Origin of the sequence: Prauserella sediminis (assembly GCF_014195435.1) — a bacterium.
In the GTDB taxonomy this organism is placed as follows: Bacteria; Actinomycetota; Actinomycetes; order Mycobacteriales; family Pseudonocardiaceae; genus Prauserella; species Prauserella salsuginis.
The window spans coordinates 3,300,477-3,325,470 of record NZ_JACIBS010000001.1 but is presented as its reverse complement, the minus strand read 5'-3'; the positions used below and the strand labels follow the sequence as shown (position 1 = coordinate 3,325,470).

Genomic DNA, 24,994 nt, shown 5'->3' with positions numbered 1-24,994 from the left:
GCCGCCCGCGTCCGAATTGCGAGACGGCGTTTCGGCTCCCTGCGAGCGGCCTGCGCTGAGACGTGGGAGTCGCAGCGGCGCCAGCCGCGTGCAAGAGATGGGGTCGACCACCGCGATACCGGTTACCCCCGTCGAGAAAACGGAAGATGCGACCGGGAGGAGTTCCCGTGACCATCGCCGGGTGCGGAATGAGCACGGTGACCGAACGCCCCCGAGCGTAGACCGCCCACCTTGCGGGTGCAACAACCACCCCGGTCAGTGGCGTGCCTCACTCTCGGCGATCGGACTGCGACGGGGATGCGGGAACCCTGCCGATCGGGGCCCTGAAGCCCTCGTCAGGCCAGGGAGACCTGCGCTCCGTCGAGGTCGATGGCCGGCTCGAGGATGTCGAATCCGTCAACGTCGACGTCCCGCGGAATTATTCCCGCACCGGCCCGTTCGCCGAACGGCAGCGCCAGCACGGTCGGCCCCGCCCCGGACACGGCAGCCGCGATGCCGTGGGAACGCAGCTCGTCGACCAGCCGCATCGTGTCGGGATAGGCGGGCCTGCGGTAGCCCTGGTGCAGCCGATCGTCGGTCGCCTCGAGTAGCAGATCGGGCCTGCTGGTCATGGCATGCACGGCCAGTGCGGTGCGCCCGCCCGTGAACACGGCGTCGGCCAGCGGCACCTGCTCGGGCAGCAGGCCCCGCGTCTGATGTGTCGACGACTGGGTCGGCGGTACTGCGACGACCGGCCGGATCGCCTCGTGCGGGGTGAGCCGCTCGGCGCGGTACCACTCGCCGGATTCCCACGCCACGACGAAACCGCCGTACAGGCTGGCCGCGACGTTGTCGGCGTGACCTTCGAACTCGGCGGCCAGGTGCAGCGCTTCGGCGTCGAGCTCACGGTCGGCGAGGGTGTAGGCAGCGACGACGCCGGTGACGATCGCGGCGGCCGACGAACCGAGGCCGCGGGAGTGCGGGATCGCGTTGTGACACCGCAGTCGCAGACCGGGCGGGGTGGTGCCGAGCCGGTGGCAGGCGGAACGCAGCGCACGCAGGACGAGATGCCTGCCGGTGCGCGGCACGCGGCTCATGTCGCCCGCCCCCGCGTCGAGCACCTCGATGTCCACACCGGACTCGGCGGTCTCGAACTCCACGACGTCGTGCAGCGCCAGCGAAAGCCCGAACGTGTCGAATCCGGGACCGAGATTCGCCGTCGAGGCTGGCGCTCGGACCGTGAACCTCACGAGAGCTCCAGCGCCGCCGCGACCGCCCGCGGGTCGACGGAGAGCGGCTCGACCTCGACGTTGCCTTCGAGCGCGGTGCCCGGGTCCTTCAGGCCGTGGCCGGTGACGGTGCACACGACTGTCGACCCGCGAGGGATCCGTCCGTCGGCCGACACCACGAGCAGTCCGGCGACGCTCGTGGCCGACGCCGGCTCGACGAACACGCCCTCCTTGCTCGCCAGCAGCCGGTACGCGGCGAGGATCTTCTCGTCGGTGACCGCGTCGAACAGTCCCCCGCTGGCCCGCTGGGCCTTCACGGCGCTGTCCCACGACGCCGGGCTGCCGACGCGAATGGCCGTGGCTACGGTCTCCGGCGTCTTGACCGGCTCGCCGTGCACCAGCGGCGCCGCCCCTGCCGCTTGGAAACCGAACATGCGCGGGGTGTTCTCGACGAGCCCGTCGGCCGCGTACTCGGTGTAGCCGGCCCAGTAGGCGGTGATGTTGCCCGCGTTGCCGACCGGCAGGCAGTGGATGTCCGGGGCCGTGCCCAGCGTGTCGCAGATCTCCCACGCCGCGCTCTTCTGCCCCACCAGCCGCACCGGGTTCACGGAGTTGACGAGTGTCACCGGGTAGTCGGCGGCCGTCTTGCGCGCGAGTTCGAGGCAGTCGTCGAAGTTGCCGTCGATCTGCAGGATGCGCGCGCCGTGGAGCACCGCCTGCGCCATCTTGCCGAGCGCGATCTTGCCCTGCGGCACGAGCACCGCCGTGGCGAGCCCTGCCCTGGCGGCGTACGCGGACGCCGAGGCCGACGTGTTGCCGGTCGAAGCGCAGATCACGGCCTTGAGCCCGCTCGCGCGGGCGTGCGTCATGGCCACGGTCATGCCGCGGTCCTTGAACGAGCCGGTCGGGTTGGCGCCCTCGACCTTGAGGTACACGGTCGCGCCGGTGAGCTGCGACAGGTGCGGCGCGGCGAGCAGTGGCGTGTTGCCCTCGCCGAGCGTCACGACGTCAGCGCCCTCGGGGATCGGAATCCGCGAGGCGTACGCGTTGATGATGCCGGGCCAGCCGGCCTTGACGTCGCCGCCCGTGCCCGCCGGGTTCTCGGTAGTCACTCCGCCTCGCCTTCCACCCGCATCACGCTGACGACCTCGCGTACGACGTCGAGCTTGTCGATTTCATCCACAGTGGACCGCAGTGCGGCGTCGGGAGCCTGGTGCGTCACGACCACGAGGCTCGCCGTGGATCGCCGGTCCCGTTGCCGCACCGTGGAAATGCTCACGCCGTGCGCTGCGAACACCTGGGCGACCTGCGCGAGCACGCCAGGCTTGTCGGCGACGTCGAGGCTGACGTGATAGCGAGTCGGCGTCTGCCCCATCGGGCGCACCGGCAGGGCCGCGTGTGCCGATTCGCGGGGACCTCGGCCGCCCGCGACCTTGTTACGTGCGGCCGACACGAGGTCACCGAGCACCGCGCTCGCCGTGGGAGCGCCGCCCGCACCCTGGCCGTAGAACATCAGCTGCCCCGCGGCCTCGGCCTCGACATAGACGGCGTTGAACGCGCCGCCGACACCGGCGAGCTGGTGCGACTTCGGGATCATGACCGGGTGCACGCGCGCGGAGACCGATTCGGAACCGTCCTCTTCGGTCACGCGCTCGCAGATCGACAGCAGCTTCACGGTGCGCCCCAGCGATTTCGCCGCGGTGATGTCCGACGAGCTGATGCCTGCAATGCCTTCGCGGTGAACGTCGGCCGCGGTCACGCGACTGTGGAACGCCAGCGACGCGAGGATCGCCGCCTTGGACGCCGCGTCGTATCCGTCCACATCGGCCGTCGGATCGGCCTCCGCATAGCCGAGCCGAGTCGCCTCGTCGAGCGTCTCGGCGTAGCCGGCTCCCGTGGAGTCCATCGCGGACAGGATGAAGTTGGTCGTCCCGTTGACGATGCCCATCACGCGCGTGATGCGGTCGCCTGCCAGTGATTCGCGGAGGGGACGCAGCAGCGGGATCGCACCGGCGACGGCGGCCTCGTAGTACAGGTCCGCACCCGACTCGTCGGCCGCCTCGGCGAGCTCACTCCCGTGCTCCGACAGCAACGCCTTGTTGCCCGTCACGACCGATCGGCCCTTGCGCAGCGCGGACAGCAACCAGTCGCGCACCGGGTCGATCCCGCCGATCAGTTCGACGACGATGTCCACATCGGAATCGATCAGCGCCGTCGCGTCCGACGTGACGAGGTGCTGCGGCAATTCCGGATGCTTGTCCGGCCTGCGGACTGCGATACCCGCCAGCTCGACCGGCGCGCCCACGCGCGCGGCCAGCTCGCCGGGGTCGTCGAGCAGTATGCGCGTCACCTCACTGCCGACGGTTCCGCATCCGAGCAGGGCAACCTTGACCGGCTCAGTCATTCACGCCCCTCCCCTACAAGCAGCTGGCCACAGCTCACGTCATCGCTCGCGCCGCAGCTCACGACGCCTCCAGTCGCAGCATGTCGTCGTACGTCTCCCTGCGCAGCAGCAGCCGGTGCTCGCCGTTTCGCACGGCGACCACCGCGGGCCGCGGCTGCCGGTTGTAGTTGCTGGCCATCGAGTAGCAGTACGCACCCGTGGCGGCGACCGCCAGCAGGTCGCCCGGTGCCAGGGTCTCCGGCAACCAGCAGTCGCGGACGACGATGTCACCGGACTCACAGTGCTTTCCCACCACGCGGGACAGCATGGCGGTCACGGGCTCGGGCTGACCGTCGTCACTGGCCCTGGAGACGAGGCGGACGTCGTAGGCGGCGTCGTAGAGCGCGGTGCGGATGTTGTCGCTCATGCCGCCGTCGACGCTGACGTACCGCCGCACGCCCTCGTCGCCGAGCACGACGTCCTTGATGGTGCCCGTCTCGTACAGCGTCACGGTGCCGGGCCCCGCGATCGCTCTGCCGGGCTCGCCCGCGATACGCGGCACCGGGATGTCGGCGAACGCGCACTCCTTGCGGACGATGTCGCGGATCTGGGTGACCAGCTGGGCCGGCGGGGGTGGGTTGTCCTTGTCGGTGTAGGCGATCCCGAACCCGCCGCCGAGGTCGACGGTCGTGAGGCTCTCCAGGGCCTCGGCGCCGTGTTCCTTGCGCAGCTCGGCGAGCAGGCCGACGACGCGGCGCGCGGCGACCTCGAAGCCGTCGGCGTCGAAGATCTGTGACCCGATGTGGCTGTGCAGGCCGACGAGCTGCAACGACGGGGCGTTGAGCACGCGGCGGACGGCTTCGGCCGCTTCACCGGCTGCGAGCGAGAACCCGAACTTCTGGTCCTCGTGCGCGGTGGCGATGAACTCGTGGGTGTGGGCCTCCACGCCGACCGTCACCCGCACCAGCACCTGCTGGACCACGTCGTGGCGAGCGGCGACGTCGGCGAGCCTGGCGATCTCGTAGTACGAGTCGAGCACGATCGTGCCGACGCCGGCCTCGACGGCCGCCTCGAGTTCGGCCACGGACTTGTTGTTGCCGTGGAACGTGATCCGCTCGGGCGGGAACTCGGCGCGCAGGGCGATGGCCAGTTCCCCGCCGCTGCAGACATCGAGACTCAGGCCCTGCCCGGCCACCCACCGGGCCACCTCGGTGCACAGGAACGCCTTGCCCGCGTAGTGGACCAGGGTCGGGTCCTCGAACGCGGCGGCGTACTCGGCGCAGCGGAACTTGAAGTCGGCCTCGTCGATGACGAACAGCGGCGTGCCGTAGGTACGTGCGAGCTCGCGGACGTCGACGCCCGCGATGCGCACGACGCCGTCGCCGGCGCGGTAGGTGTTACGCGGCCACACCTTCGCGTGCAGCCGGTCGAGCTCGCCCGAGGTGGACGGTGGGAAACCCGCCTGATCGGCGTGCGGGTAGACCTCAGCGTGGCGGGGCCCCGCGGGGTGTGCACACATTCATTACATCCGTTCCGGGGCCGAGACCCCGAGCAGGGACAGTCCGTTGGCGAGTACCTGGCGTGCGGCTTCGCACAACGCCAGGCGCGCATGGGTGAGGGCGGTCGGCGCCTCGTCACCCTGGGGCAGCACGCGCGCGACGTCGTAGAACTTGTGGTACGCCGACGCCAGCGACTCGAGGTAACGGGCGACACGGTGCGGTTCGCGCAGCTCGGCCGCCTTGCTGAGCACGCTCGGGAACTCGCCGATCGTGCGGATGAGGTCCCCTTCGCGGGGATGGGTGAGCAGGCTGAAGTCCGCCTCCGGGTCCAGCTCGATCTTCAGCTCGGCCGCGTTCCGCTGGAGGGAGGCCAGCCGCGCGTGCGCGTACTGCACGTAGAACACCGGGTTCTCGTTGGTGTGCTTGCGCAGCAGGTCGAGGTCGATGTCGATGCCGGAGTCGACGGAGTAGCGCGTCAGCTCGTACCGTGCGGCGTCGACGCCGACGGCCTCGACGAGGTCCTCCAGGGTCACGACGGTGCCGGCGCGCTTGCTCATCTTCACGGGCTTGCCACCGCTCACGAGGTTGACCATCTGGCCGATGAGCACCTCGACCACCGCGGGGTCGTAGCCGAGCGCCACGGCGGTCGCCTTCAACCTGCCGATGTAACCGTGGTGGTCGGCGCCGAGCATGTAGATGCACAGATCGAAGCCGCGCTGCACCTTGTCGCGCAGGTAGGCGATGTCGCCTGCGATATAGGCGGGGTCGCCGTCGCTCTTGATGACGACGCGGTCCTTGTCGTCGCCCTGGTCGGTGGTGCGCATCCACCAGGCGCCGTCGGCCTCGTAGAGGGTGCCGGACTCCTTGAGCTCCCCGACCGCCTGCGCCACCGCGCCGTTCGCGTGCAGCGAATCCTCGTGGAAGAAGACGTCGAAGTCGGTGCCGAAGTCGTGGAGACTTTGTTTGATCTCCTCGAACATGAGGCCGACGCCGATCTTGCGGAACGTCTCGCGGCGCTCGCCCTCGGGCTGCGAAAGCGCGTCGGGTTCCTTGCGCAGGACGGCGGCGGCGATGTCGTCGATGTAGGCACCCGCGTAGCCGTCCTCGGGCGCCGGCTGCCCCTGAGCGGCCGCCAACAGTGAGTTGACGAACCGGTCGATCTGCGCGCCGGCGTCGTTGAAGTAGTACTCGCGTGTCACCTCGGCGCCCTGCGCGCTCAGCACGCGGCCCAGCGCGTCACCGACGGCGGCCCAGCGGGTGCCGCCGAGGTGGATCGGGCCGGTCGGGTTGGCGGAGACGAACTCGAGGTTGATCTTGCGACCGGCGAGCGCGTCGCCGCGGCCGAAGGCGTCGCCCGAGCCGAGCACGCGGCGGACGATCTCGCCCTGGGCGTCGGCCGCGAGGCGCAGGTTGAGGAAACCGGGGCCCGCGACCTCGGCGGTGTCGACGCCGTCGGCGGCGGCCAGCTCGGTCGCGAGCGCCTCGGCCAGCTCACGGGGAGCCATACCTACTTTCTTCGCGACTTGCAGCGCGACGTTGGTCGCGTAGTCGCCGTGTTCCGGGTTGCGGGGTCGCTCCACCGTCACCTGCTCAGGAAGCACGCCGGTGTCGAGGCCGCGGGCCTCGAGAACCGTGACGGCAGACGAACGCACGAGGTCAGCAAGGGCGGAGGGAGTCACCCGGCGAGTGTACGTTCGGAGGGGGCGACGCTCGGTCACCGGCTCACCCCCGATGTGCGCGGTCACATACCGGATCCGCGAGCCGCCGCCCGGGGCCCGTCCGGACGTCCCTACACTGCTCGATCGGGGTACCCGACTCTCGCCGAAGGAGACATCTGCAGCCATGGCCAGCGGCAAGAAGGGCAAGAAGGCGCCGAGCGCGGTGCAGGCCGCCCGCGGATCCACGGTCGGCCAGAAGAACGTGCCCTGGGGCACGATCACCGCGGTCGTGGCCATCGTGCTGCTGGCGGCCGGCGTCTTCGGCTACTACTACGTCGCCTCGAGCGACTCGCGGGAGCAGCGGGAGCGCGAGGAGGTCGCGGCCGAGAACTTCACGCCCGACCAGAACAACCCCGATCCGTCGGAGAAGATCGACGGCGTCACGACCGAGCAGTACGAGGGCGGCGCCCACGTGCGCCCGAACGAGCGGGTCGCCTACGACCAGTCACCGCCGTTCGGCGGACCGCACGACGGGTTCTGGGCAGCCTGCACCGGCACCGTGTACTCGGAGGCGGTGCGCACCGAGAACATGGTCCACTCGCTCGAGCACGGCGCGATCTGGATCGCCTACGACCCGGAGCGGGTGTCCGGGGAGGACCTGGACACGCTGAAGCTCCGCGTCGAGAACAAGCCGTACATGATGCTGTCGCCGTACCCGGGGCTGGACTCGCCGGTCTCGCTGCAGTCCTGGGGACACCAGCTGAAGGTCGACGATGTCACCGACGAGCGCATCGATCAGTTCATCGCCGCGCTGAAGCGGAACTCGAACACCTACCCCGAGATCGGCGCCTCCTGCGACGCGCTGGGGCCGGGCCAGTTCGACCCGGACGACCCGCCGCCGTTCAACCCGGAGAAGCCGGGCCCGGACGCCAAGCCGATGGGCTACCAGGGCTCGGCGGGAGCGGCCGACGAGTCGATGGGCGGCGGACAGTAACCTTCCGGCTACTCCCCGCCCGCCGACGACCGTATTCCAGGGACTCCGCAGGTCATGAACGACACTCCTGACGAATCACGCTCCCCCGAACCGACAGGCCCTACCGGCGACGCCGAGGCGGAACCGCCCGCGGCGGCTGACGGTGAGCCGGAGTCCCCGGACGATTTCGGAACCGACGATTCGGCGTCGGACGATTGGGCCGCGAACGGTTCGGCGACCGCGGCAGCTCCCACGCGGCCGCCGCGGGAGCGCGAGTGGCCACGCTACGTGATCTTCGGTGCGGCGGCGCTGGCGTTGCTGCTGGTCGGCGCGACCGTGGGACTGCTGGTCGCCCGGGGCACCGACAGCGAGCCTGCGACGCGACCGGGGCCGGTGGACGTCGGGTTCGCGCAGGACATGTCGGTGCACCACCTGCAGGCCGTGACAATGGCGAACTGGGCGCGCGACCACAGCACGGATCCGGCGGTCAAACAGCTGGCGTTCGACATCGCGAGCACGCAGAACGAGCAGGTCGGCCGTATGAAGGGCTGGCTGATGCTCTGGGGCAAGCCGGAGGAGCCCGCGGGCGAGTACATGACGTGGATGTCCGAGCCGATGGGGCACGACCACGGCGGGGAGAGCGAGACGGCCTCGTCCGAGTCGGAGACGACCGAGCGGACGCCGTCGGGACCGTCGGGCGGCCAGGTCGGCGGCAGCAGGGCCATGCCGGGCATGGCTACCGAGCAGGAGCTGTCGAAACTGCGCTCGCTCGAGGGTGAGCGGCTGGACGTGTACTTCCTGCAGCTGATGCTGCGCCATCACCAGGGCGGCGTGGACATGGCCAAGTACGCGCGTGAACACGCGCGGCTCAGCGCGGTGAGCACGCTGGCCACGAGCATGCTGGCGTCGCAGTTGCCCGAGTCGGACACGATGCGGCAGATGCTGGCGCAGCGGGACGCGAAGCCGCTGCCGTTCTCGTGACGCTCTGACCCCGGCCCAACGACTCACCAGCTGAGTTCTTCGCAGCGCTGGGCGTGTTCGCGGGGTTCGACCTGCAGGGTGGCGTGCTCGATGCCGTAGCGGGTCGTCAGCAGGTCCTGGGCGGCGGCGAGGACGGCGGAGGTGTCGCCGTCGGGGCTGATCGTCAGGTGCGCGGAGGCGACTTCCATGCCGGACGTGAGCGTCCAGACATGCAGGTCGTGGACGTCGTCGACGCTGTCGAGCGCGGCGAGGTCTGCTTCGAGGGCGGCGACGTCGACACCTCGGGGCGCGTGCTGGAAGAGGATGCGCAGCGAGCGGGCGGCGAGCACGGCCGTGCGCGGGAGGATCCACACGCCGATGGCGACGCCCGCGACGGGGTCGGCGTAGCGCCATCCGGTCAGGAGTGTGAGCGCGGCGCTGACCAGTACGGCGACGGAGCCGACGAGGTCGGCGAGCACTTCGAGGTAGGCACCCCGGATGTTGAGGCTTTCCTTGGCGCCCGAACGCAGGAGCATGAACGCGACGATGTTGGCGATCAGTCCGGCCGCGCCGGCGAGCAATACGGGAACGCCGGGCACCTCGGGGGCACCGCCGATGCGGTCGATCGCCTCGTAGATGACGTAGCCGCCGACACCGAACAGCAGGAACGCGTTGGCGAGCGCGGCGAGCACCTCTGCGCGGTAGAGACCGAAGGTGCGGGTGTACGTCGGGCCGCTCCGGCGGGCGAGCATGACGGCGGCGAGCGCCATGCCGAGTCCGAGGACGTCGGTGAACATGTGCGCGGCGTCGGAGATGAGGGCCAGCGAGGCGGTCGCGAAGCCGACGACGAATTCGAGCACCATGAACGCGCCGCTGATCGCCAGGGCGGCGGTGAGCCTGCCCTGATGGGCGCCGGAGGCCGAGAGGTCGGCGTGCCCGTGACCATGGCCGTGTCCGTGGCCCATGTAGTCCCTCTCTCGTCGGCGGTTCTCCCGCGGATGCTGTCGCAGGCAGCGTTGTCGGCGGCGGTTGCGGCCACGCGCGGACGAACATATAGCGACATGCGCATGATTGCAATACAGGTAACCCTAACCTGCGGGCGCCGGGGACAGTACCGTGTCGCGGCGGACCTCACATGCCGGCGAACGGGGACCACGCGCACGGGCCGTGACGGGTATGCGATAGGCTTCTGACGTCACCGCGAGGTGGCGGGCCCTCGTAGCTCAGTGGATAGAGCACTGCCCTCCGGAGGCAGGTGTCGCAGGTTCGAATCCTGCCGAGGGCGCCCAACCAAGACATGCAGAAACGGCCCGTGACCAGCAGAAATGCCGGACGCGGGCCGTTCGCTTGTTACCCGGCCCAACCCGGCGAACCCCGGGCCTCTACGGGCAGCCGTGGACAATGTGTGGACAGAGCCTCGCCGCCTCGCCGCCTCGGAGACGACTACGCCGTGCGACTGCGGGAGCGATCCGCCGCCCCGCCTTCACCGGTGCGCGCTGTGTCCCGGATAAACTGTTCGTCTGATCCAGGCGTGATCGACGAACGGGATGGTGATCGGCGTGGCCATCGACGCTCTCGATTTCGCTGCGCTGTTCGGTGCGATCCGCCCCGATTCGGGCCCCGCGTACCGGCGCCTCAAGGACGTCATCACCGAGCAGATCGGCACCGGCCGGTGGCCGGAGGGCGAGATGCTGCCCTCGGAGAACCAGCTCGTGCATTCGCTGGGACTCTCGCGCATGACCATCAACCGGGCACTGCGGGAGCTCAGCACCGAAGGTGTTCTGGTGCGGATGCCGGGCGTGGGGACCTTCGTGGCCGAGCGCAAGAGCAGCTCTGCGCTCTACGGCGTGCGCAACATCGCCGAGGAGGTGAGCCGGCGCGGACGCCAGCACCGCACGGACGTGGTGTTCGTCCGGGAGGAAGCCGCCGACCTGCGAACGCACCGCCTGTTCGGCATCGCCGTGGGCAGTCCGATCTTCCACTCGTTGGTCGTCCACTTCGAGGACGACATCGCCATTCAGCTGGAGGACCGCCACGCCCACCCGGAGATCGCCCCGGAGTACCTCCAGCAGGACTTCACCCAGCGCACGCCGAACGACTACCTCTCGCGGATAGCTCCGATGGGCAAGGGCGAGCACATCGTGGAGGCCGTGCTGGGCACCGCCGAGGATTGCGAGCTGCTGGGCATCGACGAATCCGCGCCCTGCTTGCTGATCTACCGACGAACCTGGTCGGAGGGGCAGCTCGTCAGCGCGGCGCGGCTCCTGCACCCCGGATCACGCTTCCGGTTGGAAGGCACCTTCGACGGCGTCTGATCGCTGCGCTCGCGCACCCGCGGCTGCGAGCAGCACCCGGAGGCTGCAGGTCAGCTTCGCTGCCCGTCACACCTGGCCGATGCCCTTCGGGCCATGCTCCCGCAGTGCCGCCACCAGGTAGTGCTCCGCGCGGCGGCCGGCACGCGCCGCACGGCCGGCGACGTCTCCGATCCTTACCCACGGATCTCATGTCACCCGCTTGACTGATTGTATATACAGCACTATACCTATCGGTCGTTGTGAGCGCGTCGCACGGCACACGCCGACGGGACCGCTCCGGATGCTCGCGAACCCAGCCGCCAGCGAAGGGAACAAGGAAGTTCCCGAGGGAGGACAAGGTGAAAGAACGCACGGCGGCGCTGAGTCGAGGTCTCAACGCACGACACATCCGCTTCATCGCCCTCGGCTCGGCGATCGGCACCGGGCTGTTCTACGGATCGTCCGAATCCATCAGCCAGGCGGGCCCCTCGGTGCTGCTGGCCTACCTGATCGGTGGCGCCGCGGTGTTCATGGTGCTGCGCGCACTCGGCGAGATGGCCGTCGACGACCCGGTTCCCGGGTCGTTCGGCGAGTACGCGAGCAGACACCTCGGCCGACTGCCCGGCTTCCTGACCGGGTGGACCTACACGTTCGAAATGATCATCGTGTGCATCGCCGACGTCACGGCATTGGCCGTCTACATGGGATTCTGGTTCCCTGACGTGCCGCGGTGGATCTGGGTGCTGGCCACGTTGTTCATCATCGGCGCGGCCAACCTGCTCAGCGTCAAGGTGTTCGGCGAGCTCGAGTTCTGGTTCTCGATCGCCAAGGTCGCGGCGATCATCGCGATGATCCTCGGCGGGATCGCCCTCCTGGTCTTCGGGTTCACCGGGGACCACGAGGCCGGTGTGAGCAACCTCTGGTCACACGGCGGGTTCTTCCCGATGGGCGTCGAGGGATTCGTGCTGTCGTTCGCGGTCGTGATGTTCGCCTTCGGCGGCACCGAGATCATCGGAGTCAGCGCAGGGGAGGCCGAAGAGCCGCACAAGACCATCCCCCGTGCGGTCAACACCGTCCCGGTGCGCGTGCTGCTGTTCTACGTGCTGACCCTCGCGGTGATCATGTCTATCGCACCGTGGCAGTCGATCGGCTCCTCGGGCAGCCCCTTCGTGCAGATCTTCGAAGGAATCGGACTGAGCTCCGCGGCCGCGGTGCTCAACGTCGTGGTGATCACCGCAGCGCTGTCGGCCATCAACAGCGACATCTTCGGCGCAGGGCGGATGCTCTACGGGATGGCCCAGCGCGGACAGGCCCCACAGGCGATGCGCCGCGTCTCGCGCAACGGCGTGCCCTGGATGACCGTCGTCATCATGACCGCCGCCCTCCTGGTCGGCGTGGTGCTCAACTACGCCATGCCCGAAAGCGTCTTCGCGATCATCGCCTCCATCGCCACCTTCGCCACCGTGTGGGTGTGGCTGATGATCGTGCTCTCGCAGTACCGGGCGCGGCGGACAATGAACGCCGACCGGGCGGCCTCACTGCGCTTCCCCGCGCCCCTGTGGCCCTACGGCCAGATCATCACGATCACCTTCCTGATCTTCGTGTTCGTGGTGCTGGCCTTCTCGGCGGAAACACGGATTGCGCTCTACGTGGGAGCGGTATGGCTCGGCCTGCTCTCGGTGCTGTACCTGCTCCGCGTCCGCAAGAACGCCGAAGGCTACGAGACCGCGGGCGAGCACGGGATCGAAGCGCACTCCGAGGTCCCCGCTCGTTGATCGACTCCGGTGGTGGGCACGCACGTCCCCGCCCACCACCGGAGTCTCGCCCCGTCGCAACCGACACGGGTACCGAGCCGGTGCGCCGGACCTGCGTCGCCTCAGGGCAGCGGACCGCGGAACGGCTCGGTGCCGGCGACCAACTCGACACCGCCGTACGCGGAGTGATTCTGCAGATAGGCCAGCTCACGGCCCAGGTCGCCGACTCCGTTGCTGCCCGCAGTGGGCAGTACGGTCAATGTGGAGAGCACGCCGAGGGCCTGACCCTGGTCGTCGAGGAAGGCGCTGCCGGAGTCGCCGGGAATGCCCGGCGTCGCCGTGTAGGCCTGATGGCTCCACCCGCCACCGCTGTCGCCGATGCTGGTGCCCTGCTTCGGGCTCAACTGGGTGATGCCACCGCGGAGACTGGAGTTGCCGTACGACAACACGGTGTCGCCCGCCGCGGTGCCCTCGGTGTTGAGTCCCGCCGGGCCACCCCAGAACGGAACCGAAGGGTTGACCCGGTCCACATCGGCCGGATCAATGCGGACGAGCGCGAAGTCGTTGTAGGCACAGGTATCGGGATCGGTCTCGCCGCTCTCCTGCATGGCCAGCCAGGAGTTGTACACCATCGTGCCCGGCTCGCTGGCGCCCTCGATCTCGACCTTCGTCCCCAACGGCAACGACCCGGACTCGCACCCGTCGGTCGCCGTACTCCCGCCCGTGCCCGAGCAGTGGGCGGCCTGACCGAGGAACACGTCGACGCCGTCCCTGAAGACGAAGTTCGCCGTGCACTGCGCCCCCTCGGTGTAGGTCATGACGCCGGGGTGCACCGTTGCGCTGTCGGCAGGAGCCCACGCCGACACGGCCGGAGCCGCAGCCACGGTCCCGCTGGAGGCGATCAGGGCAGCGGAGAAGACGCCGCCTGCGAGCCAAGCGGTTCTCCGGGAGACGAGTCGTCGCATGAGACCCTCCACGGCCGTCGAGATAAGCTACTCGTAAGTAAAATAAGACGGCGCCTGCACTGTTGAGCAGGACTGGACAGTGCAATCGTGTTGGTCCGTTTGCCGCATCCGGGGCCGAGTTCGCAGGTCGAGTTCTCAGTTCGCGTTCGCCGCGGGTTCGGCAGGAAGGCCGCGAGGGCGAGAAACGGTCACCCGCCACCGAGGAGTCGGTTGAGGAGGGGTGCACGTCGCGGTGGACGTGTACCGGTGCCGTCGGCCGCGCCGAGGCGTGCGAGGTCGGTCGCCAAGGGGTGCTCGCCGTCGGCCCAGCAGATGCAGCTCGGGAAGCTCCTCGCAACGGGACGGGGGCTCGATGCGCGCCCACCAACGCAGGTTCGGATCCTGTCGAGAGCGCCCAGCCTGAACCACAAAGAAACCGGCCCCTACCAGCGGAAGCATGGTCGAGACCGATTCATGTCGTACCCGGCTCGCACCGGCTACACCTTGCGGCATGCGGCCGTCCACGTGCGATCCACGTGCACAGGCCCGCGGTTGCGAGCCTCCGAGAACCTCATCGATCCGTCCGGACCGGTCACCGACAGCACTCACGGCCACGATCCGTAACCGGAGCGTGGCCGTGTGGCGCGGGTCAGTGGCGGGTGGCCCGCGGCATGCGCCGACGCAGCTGACGAATGCGCAGTGAGCCGGCGATCGCGGTGAGCAGTACCCCGGCGACGGTGGAGAGCAGCATGGCCACGGCGAGCGAAACGCTGCCGCTGACGGTGAAGTAGGAGATCTCCACGGCTTGCGTGTTCTGCAGAATGAAGATCAGCAGGAGCGCAAGCACGGCGGCGAAGACGATGACACCGACCCACAGCGCGCTCGTGCGCGTCCTGCGTCGCGGGTCGGGAGTGGCCGAAGCCGCCGGTGGCTCGGTGGCGGCGCTCGGGCCGGCCGGTGGAGCCGAATTCGTAGGCGAAGGGTTGGACTGTACGGGCCCGGTGGCTGGCGTATCGGTCATGATGGCCCCCTCTCGATGGTGGGCCTGCCCCTCATCCTACGCCGGTTCGGTGTGGTCACGCGTGTGCAGACATGGGATGCCGAGTGGGCCCGGTGGGCTTCGACCCCATACGGGCCAGGACAAGGTTCCGCCCGAAATCGTGGCGTGCCGGTTGGCTTGTGCTGACGATGTTTCAGCAGGTCATCTCGCTGGTTCGGCACCTGCCGACACGGCGTCGTCTCTCGGCAACGCCCGGTGGTCGACGCCCGGTGGTCGACGCCCGAAGTCCGGCCCGGGAAGCGAGCACGGCCGGCGGGTGCGGACGCCGAGACGAGGTTGGTCTCGATCAGATCGAATGCGGCTGTGCGACCAGCGCGTAGGCGCTGAACCACAAACCGAACGCGCCCATCAGAGCGATCGCCCCGACGCCGGTCGGGGAACGCTTCCGCCCGGCCCAGACAGCGAGGAGCACGAGGAGCGGAAAGGCTGACAGCAGTTGCCGCACGCGGTCGTGCTCGGCGCCGGCATGACCGATCGTCAACAGCAGTACGAGCGCGGTGTATGCCCATACCGCCACCGGCAGGTGCCGCCATGCTGGAACCAGCGCGGCAGCGACGACCAGGCACAGCAACGCGGAGAGCACGCTGTAGGCCTCACGTCCGGTGCCGAGGGTGTCGAAGATCCACCCGACATAACTCAGGTCCAGCTGATTACCCCAGCCCTCGCGGGTGATCGCGAAGTATCCACCGGGCACGCCGCTGGTGAACTGCACCCACAGCAGGTAGCCGCCGACGCCGACGGGCGCGATGGCCGCAGCGAGTGCCGGACGCCATCCGTTGCCCTCGCCCCGGTACGCGGCGATCAGCCCCGCCACCACGATCACGGCCACCAGCGGCGCGCCCATCGGGTGGGTGTAGCCCGCGACCAACGCGCACAGCCCCGCGGTCAGCCACCGACGCTCGAGCATCGCGGCGAGCGCCCATGCGACCGCGGCGACGAGCAGCGCCTCCGGGTACGGCATCGAGTACACGATCGCCATCGGCGCCGCGGCGACCAGAGCGACGGCCGACAGCTCCGCAGATCGGTTCCCGCCGAGCGCGCGGGCCAATCTGGCGATCCCGTACGCCCCGACGATCCCGATGGCAGTCGACAGGATGACCGCGAACTCGAGGTACAGCTGCGGATCCTCGGGAAACAGCAGTCCGAGCAGCTGCGGGTAGGCGGGGAAGAACACCATCGCCGTGTACGAGTGGTGGGCGCCGTGAGCATCCGTCATTCCGGCGTCCACCTGCTCGTACCCGCCGGCGGCGATCTGCAGGTACCACCCGGCATCCCAGTGCTGCAGGGTGAAGTCCTGACCGTTCGCTGCGCTCATCACCCACAACAACGCGACGCCGGCCGCCCGCACGGCCAGGTAGATCAACGCGGGCGCCAGCAGCAACGCAACGCGGCGCCAATCGGCACTCGCCCGACGTTCCTGGTCGCGAATCAGCTTCGGCCCCTCGATCGATGTGGTGACCGGCGAATCGTATCGACCGGACGTAGCGGATGCAGACGGCGGCCGGGCCACCATCCGGGCGAACGGTCGACGATGCATGACCGTTCCGATGGTCCACTGTGGCCCGAAACCGGGACAGCGACGTCTGGACCACGCGACGTGCCGTTGTCCGCTGCGCGCTCGCGAAATCGACACAGGTCGGCAGCACCCGCCGCGGGCGGCCGACTTCGCTATCGGCATCGTGGCATCGATCCCGGCACCGGCGGAAAACGCCGGGCTAGTAGTGCTGCGACGGTGGGTCGTCGACGCGGATCAGGCGAAGGCGTACGGCCTCCGCACCGCCGCCATGCGGGTGTCGACACCGAGTTTGGTGTTGATGTGCACCAGGTGCGTCTTCACTGTCGCCTCGCTGATGAACAGCCGCCGCGCCATGTCCCGATTTCCCAAGCCCTGTGCCACCAGCTCCAGGATCTCGACCTCCCTGCCGCTGAGCGTGTCACCCGCGTGGCTTCGACTCCGCCCACACCGTCGCCCAACTGGAGATCCGCCAGCACCACTTCGGGCCGAAACGCTCCCGCCTGCTCTTGGTATACAAAACAGATGACAGGCGGGCCTCAGCCTGCACCTCCCGGACACCGTGGCTGACCGCGAACCTCCCCCGGATCGTCCGTCCCGACCCCCTTCGCCGACCAAGGAGCCCGCATGACCTCGCCCCGGTACGACGGAGCCCAGGGCACCGTCCCTGCCGACGACACCGCCGACGCCGTGGTCTTCCGCAACGTCCGCCCGTTCGGCACGGAATCGCCCGTGGACCTCACTGTGGTCGACGGCCGCTTCACGGACCACCCGGCGCCCGCTGCCGCCCGGGTCGTCGACGGCGGCGGGCGTGTCGCGCTCCCGACGCTCGTCAACGCCCACGTCCACCCCGACAAGACCACGTGGGGCGGCCCGTGGGTCTCGCGCAGGCCCGCCCAGGGCATCGCCGACTACTCCGAGCAGGACGCCGAGCTCTTCCGCAGCCAGGACCGCACCGTCGCGGAACGCGCCCTGGGCCTCATGTCCCATGCCGTGACCCGCGGTACCCGCGCCATGCGCGCCCACGCCGACGTGGCGCCGGCATACGGTCTCGCCTGCGTCGAAGGACTCGCCGCAGTCCGGCAGCAGCTGCGGCACTCGCTCGACGCCGAGATCGTGGCGTTTCCCCAGCACGGGGTCATCCGCACCCCCGGCACCGCGGAACTGCTGGAAGAGGCCGCACGCACCGGCACGATCGACATGATCGGCGGCATCGACCCGATCGACTTCGACCACGCCCTCGACGAACAACTCGACCTGATCTTCCGCCTCGCCGACCGCCACGCGCTGGGCGTCGACCTCCACCTCCACGACCGCGGCGACGCCGGCACAGCGGCTCTGCGCGCCGTCATCGACCGCACCCGCGCCCTGTCCCTGCAGGGCAGGGTGACCGTCAGCCACGTCTTCTGCCTGCTCGACCTCGACGAACGCGAACTCGACGCGATCGCCGCCGAACTGGGCCTGGCAGACATCGCACTGACCACGGTGGCGCCCTCCCCTTCCCGCGTGCTGCCGATCGCCCGGCTACGCGAACACGGCGTGCGCGTGGGCCTGGGCACCGACGGGGTGCGCGACGCGTGGAGCCCCTTCGGCAACGGGGACATGCTGCACCGGACACATCAGCTGGGCCGGGTCACGGGCGCACGCACGGACGACGAACTGGAACGGTGTTACCACGTCGGAGCCCACGACGGCGCCGACGTCCTCGGCCTGCCCCGTGTCGATTTCACGGCCGGATCCCCCGCCGACTTCGTCCTGGTGCACGGCGAATGCCTGCCGCAGATCGTCGTGGACACGCCTCCACCGGACCTGGTCGTGCGCGGCGGACGCGTCGTGGCCCGCGACGGCGAACCGGTCGACGCGACCGAGCAGTCACTCCCGTGAGAGGGCATCCGGTCGGCGCGACCGAGCAGCCACTCCCGTGAGAGTGCATCCGGTCGGCGCCGACAACGGGACCATCCGCTGACGACGCAGCCGATCCGGTCCTGCCCGTCGCGGTAACTGCAGGCCGGTCGACAACCGGTTCGCGCAGACGTTCGCCGGCGGTGGAGCCGGCATACCGCCCGTTACGCAGCGCTCGGCATGTTCAGGGCGCCGTTGCAGTCAGGCGCCGTCGTGGTCAGGCGCCGTTGCGCTTGAAGATCTTGTTGCCCAGCCAGACGATCGGGTCGTAGCGCCGGTCGGCGACCCGCTCCTTCATCGGGATGAGCGCGTTGTCGGTGATCTGGATGCCCTCGGGGCACACCTCCGTGCAGCATTTCGTGATGTTGCAGTAGCCCAGTCCGTGCGCGGACTGGGCCGCCTCGACCCGGTCGCCGGCATCGAGCGGATGCATCTCCAGTTCGGCCACGCGCATCAGGAACCGTGGTCCGGCGAAGGACTCCTTGTTCTCCTCGTGGTCCCGGATCACATGGCAGGTGTCCTGGCACAGGAAGCACTCGATGCATTTACGGAACTCCTGTGAGCGCTCGACGTCGACCTGCTGCATCCGGTACTCACCGGGCTCGAGCCCCTCCGGCGGAGTGAACGCCGGGATCTCACGAGCCTTCGTGTAGTTGTACGACACGTCCGTGACGAGGTCGCGGATCACGGGGAACGTGCGCATCGGCGTGACGCTGATGACCTCGTCCTCGGCGAACGTCGACATCCTGGTCATGCACAGCAGTTTCGGCTTGCCGTTCACCTCCGCCGAGCACGAGCCGCACTTGCCGGCCTTGCAGTTCCAGCGCACCGCCAGATCCGGTGCCTGCGTGGCCTGCAGCCGGTGGATCAGGTCGAGAACCACCTCGCCCTCGTTGGCCTCGACCTCGAAGTCCTGCAGCTCGCCGGCGGTCGCGTCGCCGCGCCACACGCGCAGTTTCGCCTGGTATGCCATCTCACGCGGTCCTTTCCGGGTGGCCGGCGAGTTCGTCCTCGGTGTAGTACTTCTCCAGTTCGGACAGTTCGAACAGTTCCAGCAGATCGGCACGCATCGGCTGCTGCTCCCTCGCCTCGACGTCCACCTCGGGCACCGGCTCATCACCGGTCGTCTGGCACACGAGCAACCGGTTGCGCCACTGCGCGTCCAGCTGCGGGTAGTCGTCGCGGGTGTGCCCACCCCTGCTCTCGGTGCGCCGCAGCGCCGCCCGCGCGACGCACTCACTGACCAGCAGCATGTTGCGCAGATCGACCGCGAGGTGCCAGCCGGGGTTGTACTGCCGATTCCCCTCGACCGTCACCCCGCGGATACGGCTGCGGATCTCCGCGAGCTTGTCGATCGCCTTCTCGATCTCGTCAGCCTTGCGGATGATGCCGACCAGCTCGTTCATCGTCTGCTGCAGCTCGGTGTGCAACGTGTAGGGATTCTCCGCGCTCGTCCCGTCCTCCGGACCGTCGAACGGGGCGAGCGCACGTTTCGCGGCGGCGGTGACCTCGGCGTCCGGCACCGACGGCCGCGCGCCGAGGGACTCGACGTACTCCGCGGCGCCCAGACCGGCGCGGCGGCCGAACACGAGCAGGTCCGACAACGAGTTGCCACCGAGCCTGTTGGACCCGTGCATACCACCGGAACACTCACCCGCAGCGAAGATCCCGGGGACCGTCGCAGCCGCCGTGTCCGGGTCGACCTCGATACCGCCCATCACGTAGTGGCATGTGGGGCCGACTTCCATCGGTTCGGCCGTGATGTCCACATCGGCCAGTTCCCTGAACTGGTGATACATGGACGGCAGGCGCTTGCGGATCTCCTCGGTCGGCAGCCGGCTGGCGATGTCGAGGAACATGCCGCCGTGCTCGGATCCCCGTCCTTCCTTGACCTCGGTGTTGATCGCCCTCGCCACCTCGTCGCGCGGCAGCAGGTCCGGGGTTCGCCGATTACCCTCCTGGTCGGAGTACCAGCGATCGGCTTCCTCTTCGCTGTCGGCGTACTGGCCTTTGAAGACGTCCGGGATGTAGCGGAACATGAACCGCTCCCCCTCGGCGTTCTTCAGCACACCGCCGTCGCCCCGCACCCCCTCGGTGACGAGGATGCCCTTCACACTCGGCGGCCAGACCATTCCGGTGGGATGGAACTGGACGAACTCCATGTTGATCAGGCCCGCACCGGCACGCAGCGCGAGCGCGTGTCCGTCACCGGTGTACTCCCACGAGTTGGAGGTGACCTTGAACGACTTGCCGATGCCACCCGTCGCGAGCACCACGGCCGGCGTCTCGAACAGCACGAACCGGCCGCTCTCGCGCCAGTACCCGAACGCCCCCGCGATGTGTCCGTCCTCTTTGATGAGTTCGGTGACGGTGCACTCGGCGAACACACGGAGTTTGGCCTCGTAGTCGCCGTAGCGCCGGTAGTCCTCCTGCTGCAGCGACACGATCTTCTGCTGCATCGTGCGGATCAGCTCGAGGCCGGTGCGGTCCCCGACGTGCGCGAGCCGGGGATAGGTGTGCCCGCCGAAGTTACGCTGGCTGATCCGCCCGTCCGGGGTGCGGTCGAACAACGCGCCATAGGTCTCCAGCTCCCACACCCGGTCGGGCGCCTCCTTGGCGTGCAGCTCGGCCATCCGCCAGTTGTTGAGGAACTTCCCGCCGCGCATGGTGTCGCGGAAATGCACCTGCCAGTTGTCGTGGGAGTTCGCGTTGCCCATCGACGCCGCACAGCCGCCCTCGGCCATCACCGTGTGCGCTTTGCCGAACAGCGACTTGCACACCACCGCGACGCTCAGCCCACGCTGTCGCGCCTCGATCACGGCACGCAGACCGGCGCCGCCGGCACCGATCACCACCACGTCGTAGTTGTGCCGTTCGACCTCGGTCATGAAATTGCCACCTTCGAGACGTGTTCAGTTGATGAAGCGCAGATCGGCGATCGCCCCACTGGAGACCAGCCACACGTAGAGGTCCGTGAGCACGAGCGTGCCCAGCGTGAGCCACGCGAACTGCATGTGCCGGGTGTTGAGCCTGCTGACCTGCGTCCAGGTCCAGTACCGCACCGGGTTGCGGGAGAAGTGTTTGAGCCTGCCGCCGGTGACGTGCCTGCACGAGTGGCAGGACAGCGTGTAGCACCACAGCAGCACGACGTTGACCAACAGGACCACGTTGCCGAGGCCGATGCCGAAGCCGTTCTCGCCGCCGAAGGCGAGTATCGCGTCGTAGGTGTTGATGATCGTGATGACGAGCGCGGCGTAGAAGAAGTACCGGTGCACGTTCTGCAGGATCAGCGGCAGGCGCGTCTCACCGGTGTAGCGCTCGTGCGGCTCGCCGACGCCACAGGCGGGCGGAGCCATCCAGATCGAACGATAGTAGGCCTTGCGGTAGTAGTAGCAGGTCAGGCGAAAGCCCAGCAGGAACGGCAGGGACAGGAACGCCAGCGGGATGAACCCCGGCAGCTCGCCGATCGGCGTGCCGAAGTGACTCGAACCCGCCACACACGAATCGCTCAGGCACGGCGAGTAGAACGGCGTCAGGTAGTGGTTCTCGGCGTCCCAGTAGTCGCTGCGCATGAACGAGCGGACCGTCGCGTAGACGACGAACGTCGCCAGTCCCAGGGTGGTCAGCAGCGGTGGCAACCACCAGCGGTCCGTGCGGAGTGTTCGGGCCGGGATGCTCGCGCGGCCAGGGGGCGGGGTATCGGTGGAAGAAGGGCTTGCCACGTCGAACGCCACCGGCCTCTCAGTGCCGGTGGCCGTGGTAGCCGCCGACGCCCTCGTCGTCGGCGTCGTGCCACAGCGCCGGGTCGTACGGGGTGTCGGGCACGGGCACGACCTCGCTGCGGTCGATGATCGGGGCGCCGCGACCCTGCGCGGGCACGGCCGAACACTCGTCCAACTCCACCGCGTCGATGTCGAGCCGTTCGACGTCGTTGATCAACCGGTGCACGGCCGGAACCTCGCCGTAGCGCGTTCGCAGGTCGCCGACGCACTGCCTGAGCCGGCCGATAGTGCTGCGAAGCTCGCTCATCTCTCTGTTGGACATCTGCGCACCCTCCGGATCGGTTCGGTCGGCGGCGCCGCCGTGGTGACGCACCGCCAACTCTGCCCTGTCGATGTTCACTGTGACAACTACCACATTGCCACACGTTTCCGTGATGTGGATCACCCCTGGGCGTCCGATTCACCCCGCCCCACCAGCGCTTTTGAGTCAAAACTGAATCGATTTTGATTCCAGGTCGGCGCTTCTGTATCGTGTCAGTCTCCACGGAGGACAAGCGCCCAACCGACCGGAGACGCTCGTGAATCAAGCGCAAGAGCACGTCCACCCCGTCGTCGCCGAGGTCACCGACCGCATCGCGGAACGTAGCCGCGAGAGCCGGGCCGCGTATCTCGCCCGCATCTCGGCAGCCACCTCGGCCGCGGCCGGACAGCCCACCAGGGCCGCCATGGGCTGCGGCAACCTCGCGCACGGCTTCGCCGCCTGCGCGGGCGACGACCGACTTGCGATGCGCGGACTGCGCAAACCCGGCATCGCGATCGTGTCCGCCTACAACGACCTGCTGTCGGCACATCAGCCGCTGCACGAGTTCCCCGAGTGGATCAAGGATTCGGCCCGCGAAGCCGGCGGTGTCGCGCAGTTCGCCGGCGGCGTCCCCGCGATGTGCGACGGCATCACGCAGGGCCGCGCGGGCATGGAACTGTCACTGTTCAGCCGGGACGTGATCGCGATGGCCACCGGCGTCGCGCTGTCTCACGACATGTTCGACGGCACGCTGCTGCTCGGGGTGTGCGACAAGATCGTCCCGGGGCTGCTCATCGGCGCGTTGTCGTTCGGACACCTGCCCGCGATGCTCGTGCCTGCTGGCCCCATGACGTCCGGCCTTCCCAACAAGGAGAAGGCACGCATCCGCCAGCTCTACGCGGAGGGCAAGGCGAGCAGGGAGGACCTGCTGGAGGCCGAGTCCGCGTCGTACCACTCGCCCGGTACGTGCACCTTCTACGGCACGGCGAACTCCAACCAGCTCGTCGTCGAGGTCATGGGCCTGCACCTGCCGGGCGCCAGCTTCGTGCATCCCGGAACCCCGCTGCGCAAGGCTCTCACCGAGGAGGCGGGCCGCCGCATCGTCGAGATCTCCCGCGGCGAGGAGTACACGCCGCTCGGGCAGCTCGTCGACGAACGTTCCGTCGTGAACGGACTGGTCGCACTGCTGGCCACGGGCGGGTCGACCAACCACACGCTGCACCTCGTCGCCATCGCCGCCGCGGCCGGCATCCAGCTGACGTGGGACGACTTCGCCGACCTCTCCGCAGCCGTGCCGCTGCTGGCCAGCGTCTACCCCAACGGCAGCGCCGACATCAACCACTTCCACGCGGCGGGCGGCGTGCAGTTCCTCGTCCGCACACTGCTCGACGCGGGCCTGCTGCACCGCGACGTGAAGACCATCGCGGGCCCCGGCCTCGACCGGTACCGGCAGGAGCCGGTCCTCGACGGCGACAAGCTGACGTGGCGTGAGGCGACCAGCCACAGTCTCGACGAATCGGTGCTGCGGCCGGTGGAGCGGCCGCTGGCCGACAACGGCGGGCTGCGCATGGTCGAGGGCAACCTCGGCAGGGCCGTCATCAAGGTCTCCGCGGTCGCACCCGAGAACCGCGCAGTGGAGGCGCCCGCACGGGTGTTCAGCACGCAGGCCGAGTTCGACGCCGCGTTCCGCGCGGGTGAACTGGACCGCGACGTCGTCGTGGTACTGCGCAACCAGGGCCCGCACGCCAACGGCATGCCCGAACTGCACGGACTCACACCTGCGCTCGGCGTGCTCATGGACCGTGGCTACCGCGTCGCGCTGCTCACCGACGGCCGGATGTCCGGTGCTTCGGGCAAGATCCCCGCGGCCATCCACCTCACCCCCGAGGCCGCGGCGGGCGGACCGCTCGCGCGTATCGCGGACGGGGACGTCGTCCGGCTGGACACCGAGGCCGGAACGCTGGAGATGCGGATCGACGCCGCGGAGCTCGACGCCAGGGAACCCTCCGACGGGGCTCCGGACGAGACGCAATGGAGCGGGACCGGACGCGAACTGTTCGCGGCACTGCGCCGCAACGTGGGCCCCGCCGACGCCGGAGCGAGCGTGTTCGGGCCGATGACACCCGGCCATCTCGGCGTGACCGCACCGAGGACCGAAGCCAGCGTGGGAGGACCATCATGACGACCAGCTCGGAACTGCTCGACCTGTCACCGGTCATGCCCGTCGTGGTGCTCGACGACGCCGAGGCCGCACCGGATGTCGCACGGGCCCTGCTCGCAGGTGGTATTCGCACCATCGAGCTGACGCTGCGCACCCCCGCCGCGCTCGAAGCCATCGAGAAGGTCGCCTCACAGGTGCCCGACATCGTCGTCGGCGCCGGCACCGTGACCACGCCCGAACAGGCAGCCCAGGCCGCCGACGCGGGCGCGGCGTTCCTGGTCACCCCGGGTACCACGGACGCGCTGCTCGACGCGGTCGCCGCCACCCGGCTGCCGTTCCTGCCCGGCGCCGCGACGGTGTCGGAGGCCATGCGGCTGGCCGAACGCGGCCTCGACACGCTGAAGTTCTTCCCCGCGGAGGCGAGCGGCGGCCCGGCCGCGTTGAAGGCGTTCGCGGGCCCGCTCCCGCACCTGAAGTTCTGCCCCACCGGGGGTGTCAGCGTGGCCAACGCGCCGGAATACCTCGGGCTGTCCAATGTGGGCTGTGTCGGCGGAAGCTGGCTGACGCCCAAGGACGCGGTGGCCGCCCGTGACTTCGCGACGATCGAGCGGCTGGCGAAAGAATCCGCGGCGCTCGCGAGCTGAGCGACCGGCCGCGAGAAC

At 69.1% G+C, this 24,994-nt stretch carries 21 protein-coding genes and 1 tRNA gene; 8 read left to right on the top strand and 14 right to left on the bottom strand.

Annotation, left to right across the window (positions count from 1 at the left end; genetic code table 11):
- Window positions 1–335 precede the first annotated feature (335 nt).
- The 5 genes from thrB to argS are packed head-to-tail and all read right to left on the bottom strand — an operon-like array spanning window position 336 to window position 6,769.
- Complete coding sequence (gene thrB, locus FB384_RS15080) at window positions 336–1,229, bottom strand: homoserine kinase (RefSeq protein ID WP_183783636.1); 894 nt, start codon at window positions 1,227–1,229, stop codon at window positions 336–338.
- Window positions 1,226–2,320 carry a threonine synthase gene (gene thrC / locus FB384_RS15075; RefSeq protein ID WP_183783634.1) on the bottom strand — a complete coding sequence of 365 codons (1,095 nt, stop codon included), beginning with the start codon at window positions 2,318–2,320 and terminating at the stop codon, window positions 1,226–1,228. The genes thrB and thrC overlap by 4 nt, the downstream gene beginning before the upstream one ends.
- Window positions 2,317–3,612, bottom strand: a complete 1,296-nt coding sequence (locus tag FB384_RS15070) for a homoserine dehydrogenase (protein WP_183783632.1) — start codon at window positions 3,610–3,612, stop codon at window positions 2,317–2,319. The genes thrC and FB384_RS15070 overlap by 4 nt, the downstream gene beginning before the upstream one ends.
- Window positions 3,613–3,670: 58 nt before the next feature.
- A complete protein-coding gene (gene lysA / locus FB384_RS15065; protein WP_183783630.1) occupies window positions 3,671–5,110 on the bottom strand; it encodes a diaminopimelate decarboxylase in 1,440 nt (479 codons plus the stop codon).
- 3 nt (window positions 5,111–5,113) lie between these two features.
- The gene (gene argS, locus FB384_RS15060) at window positions 5,114–6,769 is read right to left on the bottom strand and encodes an arginine--tRNA ligase (protein WP_183783628.1); all 1,656 of its coding nucleotides are present in this window, start codon (window positions 6,767–6,769) and stop codon (window positions 5,114–5,116) included.
- 163 nt (window positions 6,770–6,932) lie between these two features.
- On the opposite strand from argS, the gene FB384_RS15055 reads away from it, so the two are divergent.
- Both FB384_RS15055 and FB384_RS15050 read left to right on the top strand, forming a co-directional pair.
- Window positions 6,933–7,742 carry a DUF3105 domain-containing protein gene (locus FB384_RS15055; RefSeq protein ID WP_183783626.1) on the top strand — a complete coding sequence of 270 codons (810 nt, stop codon included), beginning with the start codon at window positions 6,933–6,935 and terminating at the stop codon, window positions 7,740–7,742.
- A 54-nt stretch (window positions 7,743–7,796) separates the two neighbouring features.
- Window positions 7,797–8,702 (top strand): DUF305 domain-containing protein, encoded by a 906-nt coding sequence (locus FB384_RS15050; RefSeq protein ID WP_183783623.1) that lies wholly within the window; start codon window positions 7,797–7,799, stop codon window positions 8,700–8,702.
- Between the two features lie 23 nt (window positions 8,703–8,725).
- Here FB384_RS15050 and FB384_RS15045 read toward each other — a convergent pair whose 3' ends face one another.
- Complete coding sequence (locus FB384_RS15045) at window positions 8,726–9,646, bottom strand: cation diffusion facilitator family transporter (protein ID WP_183783621.1); 921 nt, start codon at window positions 9,644–9,646, stop codon at window positions 8,726–8,728.
- A gap of 247 nt (window positions 9,647–9,893) precedes the next feature.
- Between FB384_RS15045 and FB384_RS15040 the strand changes: the two genes are divergently transcribed.
- The 3 genes from FB384_RS15040 (at window position 9,894) to FB384_RS15030 (ending at window position 12,750) form a co-directional block, all read left to right on the top strand.
- Window positions 9,894–9,966: transfer RNA gene (locus tag FB384_RS15040), tRNA-Arg, on the top strand.
- A 274-nt stretch (window positions 9,967–10,240) separates the two neighbouring features.
- Window positions 10,241–10,996, top strand: a complete 756-nt coding sequence (gene hutC / locus FB384_RS15035; protein WP_258936596.1) for a histidine utilization repressor — start codon at window positions 10,241–10,243, stop codon at window positions 10,994–10,996.
- Window positions 10,997–11,334: 338 nt separating this feature from the next.
- On the top strand, window positions 11,335–12,750 hold the full coding sequence (locus FB384_RS15030; RefSeq protein ID WP_183783618.1) for an amino acid permease: 1,416 nt from the start codon (window positions 11,335–11,337) through the stop codon (window positions 12,748–12,750).
- Between the two features lie 101 nt (window positions 12,751–12,851).
- Here the strand turns inward: FB384_RS15030 and FB384_RS15025 are convergent, their stop codons facing one another.
- The 4 genes from FB384_RS15025 to FB384_RS27515 form a co-directional block, all read right to left on the bottom strand.
- The gene (locus tag FB384_RS15025; protein WP_183783617.1) at window positions 12,852–13,694 is read right to left on the bottom strand and encodes a serine protease; all 843 of its coding nucleotides are present in this window, start codon (window positions 13,692–13,694) and stop codon (window positions 12,852–12,854) included.
- Window positions 13,695–14,322: 628 nt separating this feature from the next.
- The gene (locus FB384_RS15020) at window positions 14,323–14,694 is read right to left on the bottom strand and encodes a LapA family protein (protein WP_183783616.1); all 372 of its coding nucleotides are present in this window, start codon (window positions 14,692–14,694) and stop codon (window positions 14,323–14,325) included.
- Between the two features lie 325 nt (window positions 14,695–15,019).
- Window positions 15,020–16,270 (bottom strand): hypothetical protein, encoded by a 1,251-nt coding sequence (locus FB384_RS15015; RefSeq protein ID WP_183783614.1) that lies wholly within the window; start codon window positions 16,268–16,270, stop codon window positions 15,020–15,022.
- A 213-nt stretch (window positions 16,271–16,483) separates the two neighbouring features.
- A complete protein-coding gene (locus tag FB384_RS27515; RefSeq protein ID WP_407676081.1) occupies window positions 16,484–16,807 on the bottom strand; it encodes a helix-turn-helix domain-containing protein in 324 nt (107 codons plus the stop codon).
- 66 nt (window positions 16,808–16,873) lie between these two features.
- Here FB384_RS27515 and FB384_RS15005 point away from each other — a divergent pair, with 66 nt between their 5' ends.
- Window positions 16,874–18,130: an amidohydrolase gene (locus FB384_RS15005; protein ID WP_183783612.1), complete on the top strand. Its 1,257-nt coding sequence runs from the start codon at window positions 16,874–16,876 to the stop codon at window positions 18,128–18,130.
- A 235-nt stretch (window positions 18,131–18,365) separates the two neighbouring features.
- On the opposite strand, the gene FB384_RS15000 is transcribed toward FB384_RS15005, so the two are convergent.
- From FB384_RS15000 to FB384_RS14985, 4 genes are read right to left on the bottom strand one after another with little or no spacing between them, the layout of a single operon-like run.
- The gene (locus FB384_RS15000; RefSeq protein WP_183783610.1) at window positions 18,366–19,121 is read right to left on the bottom strand and encodes a succinate dehydrogenase/fumarate reductase iron-sulfur subunit; all 756 of its coding nucleotides are present in this window, start codon (window positions 19,119–19,121) and stop codon (window positions 18,366–18,368) included.
- Window position 19,122: 1 nt separating this feature from the next.
- On the bottom strand, window positions 19,123–21,036 hold the full coding sequence (locus tag FB384_RS14995; RefSeq protein WP_183783608.1) for a fumarate reductase/succinate dehydrogenase flavoprotein subunit: 1,914 nt from the start codon (window positions 21,034–21,036) through the stop codon (window positions 19,123–19,125).
- Window positions 21,037–21,060: 24 nt separating this feature from the next.
- Window positions 21,061–21,870 carry a hypothetical protein gene (locus FB384_RS14990; RefSeq protein ID WP_323985297.1) on the bottom strand — a complete coding sequence of 270 codons (810 nt, stop codon included), beginning with the start codon at window positions 21,868–21,870 and terminating at the stop codon, window positions 21,061–21,063.
- A gap of 19 nt (window positions 21,871–21,889) precedes the next feature.
- Window positions 21,890–22,192, bottom strand: a complete 303-nt coding sequence (locus FB384_RS14985) for a hypothetical protein (protein WP_183783604.1) — start codon at window positions 22,190–22,192, stop codon at window positions 21,890–21,892.
- Window positions 22,193–22,448: 256 nt separating this feature from the next.
- Here FB384_RS14985 and edd point away from each other — a divergent pair, with 256 nt between their 5' ends.
- The gene (edd, locus tag FB384_RS14980) at window positions 22,449–24,353 is read left to right on the top strand and encodes a phosphogluconate dehydratase (protein WP_183783602.1); all 1,905 of its coding nucleotides are present in this window, start codon (window positions 22,449–22,451) and stop codon (window positions 24,351–24,353) included.
- Complete coding sequence (gene eda / locus FB384_RS14975; protein WP_183783600.1) at window positions 24,350–24,976, top strand: bifunctional 4-hydroxy-2-oxoglutarate aldolase/2-dehydro-3-deoxy-phosphogluconate aldolase; 627 nt, start codon at window positions 24,350–24,352, stop codon at window positions 24,974–24,976. The genes edd and eda overlap by 4 nt, the downstream gene beginning before the upstream one ends.
- The last annotated feature ends 18 nt before the right edge of the window (window positions 24,977–24,994 follow it).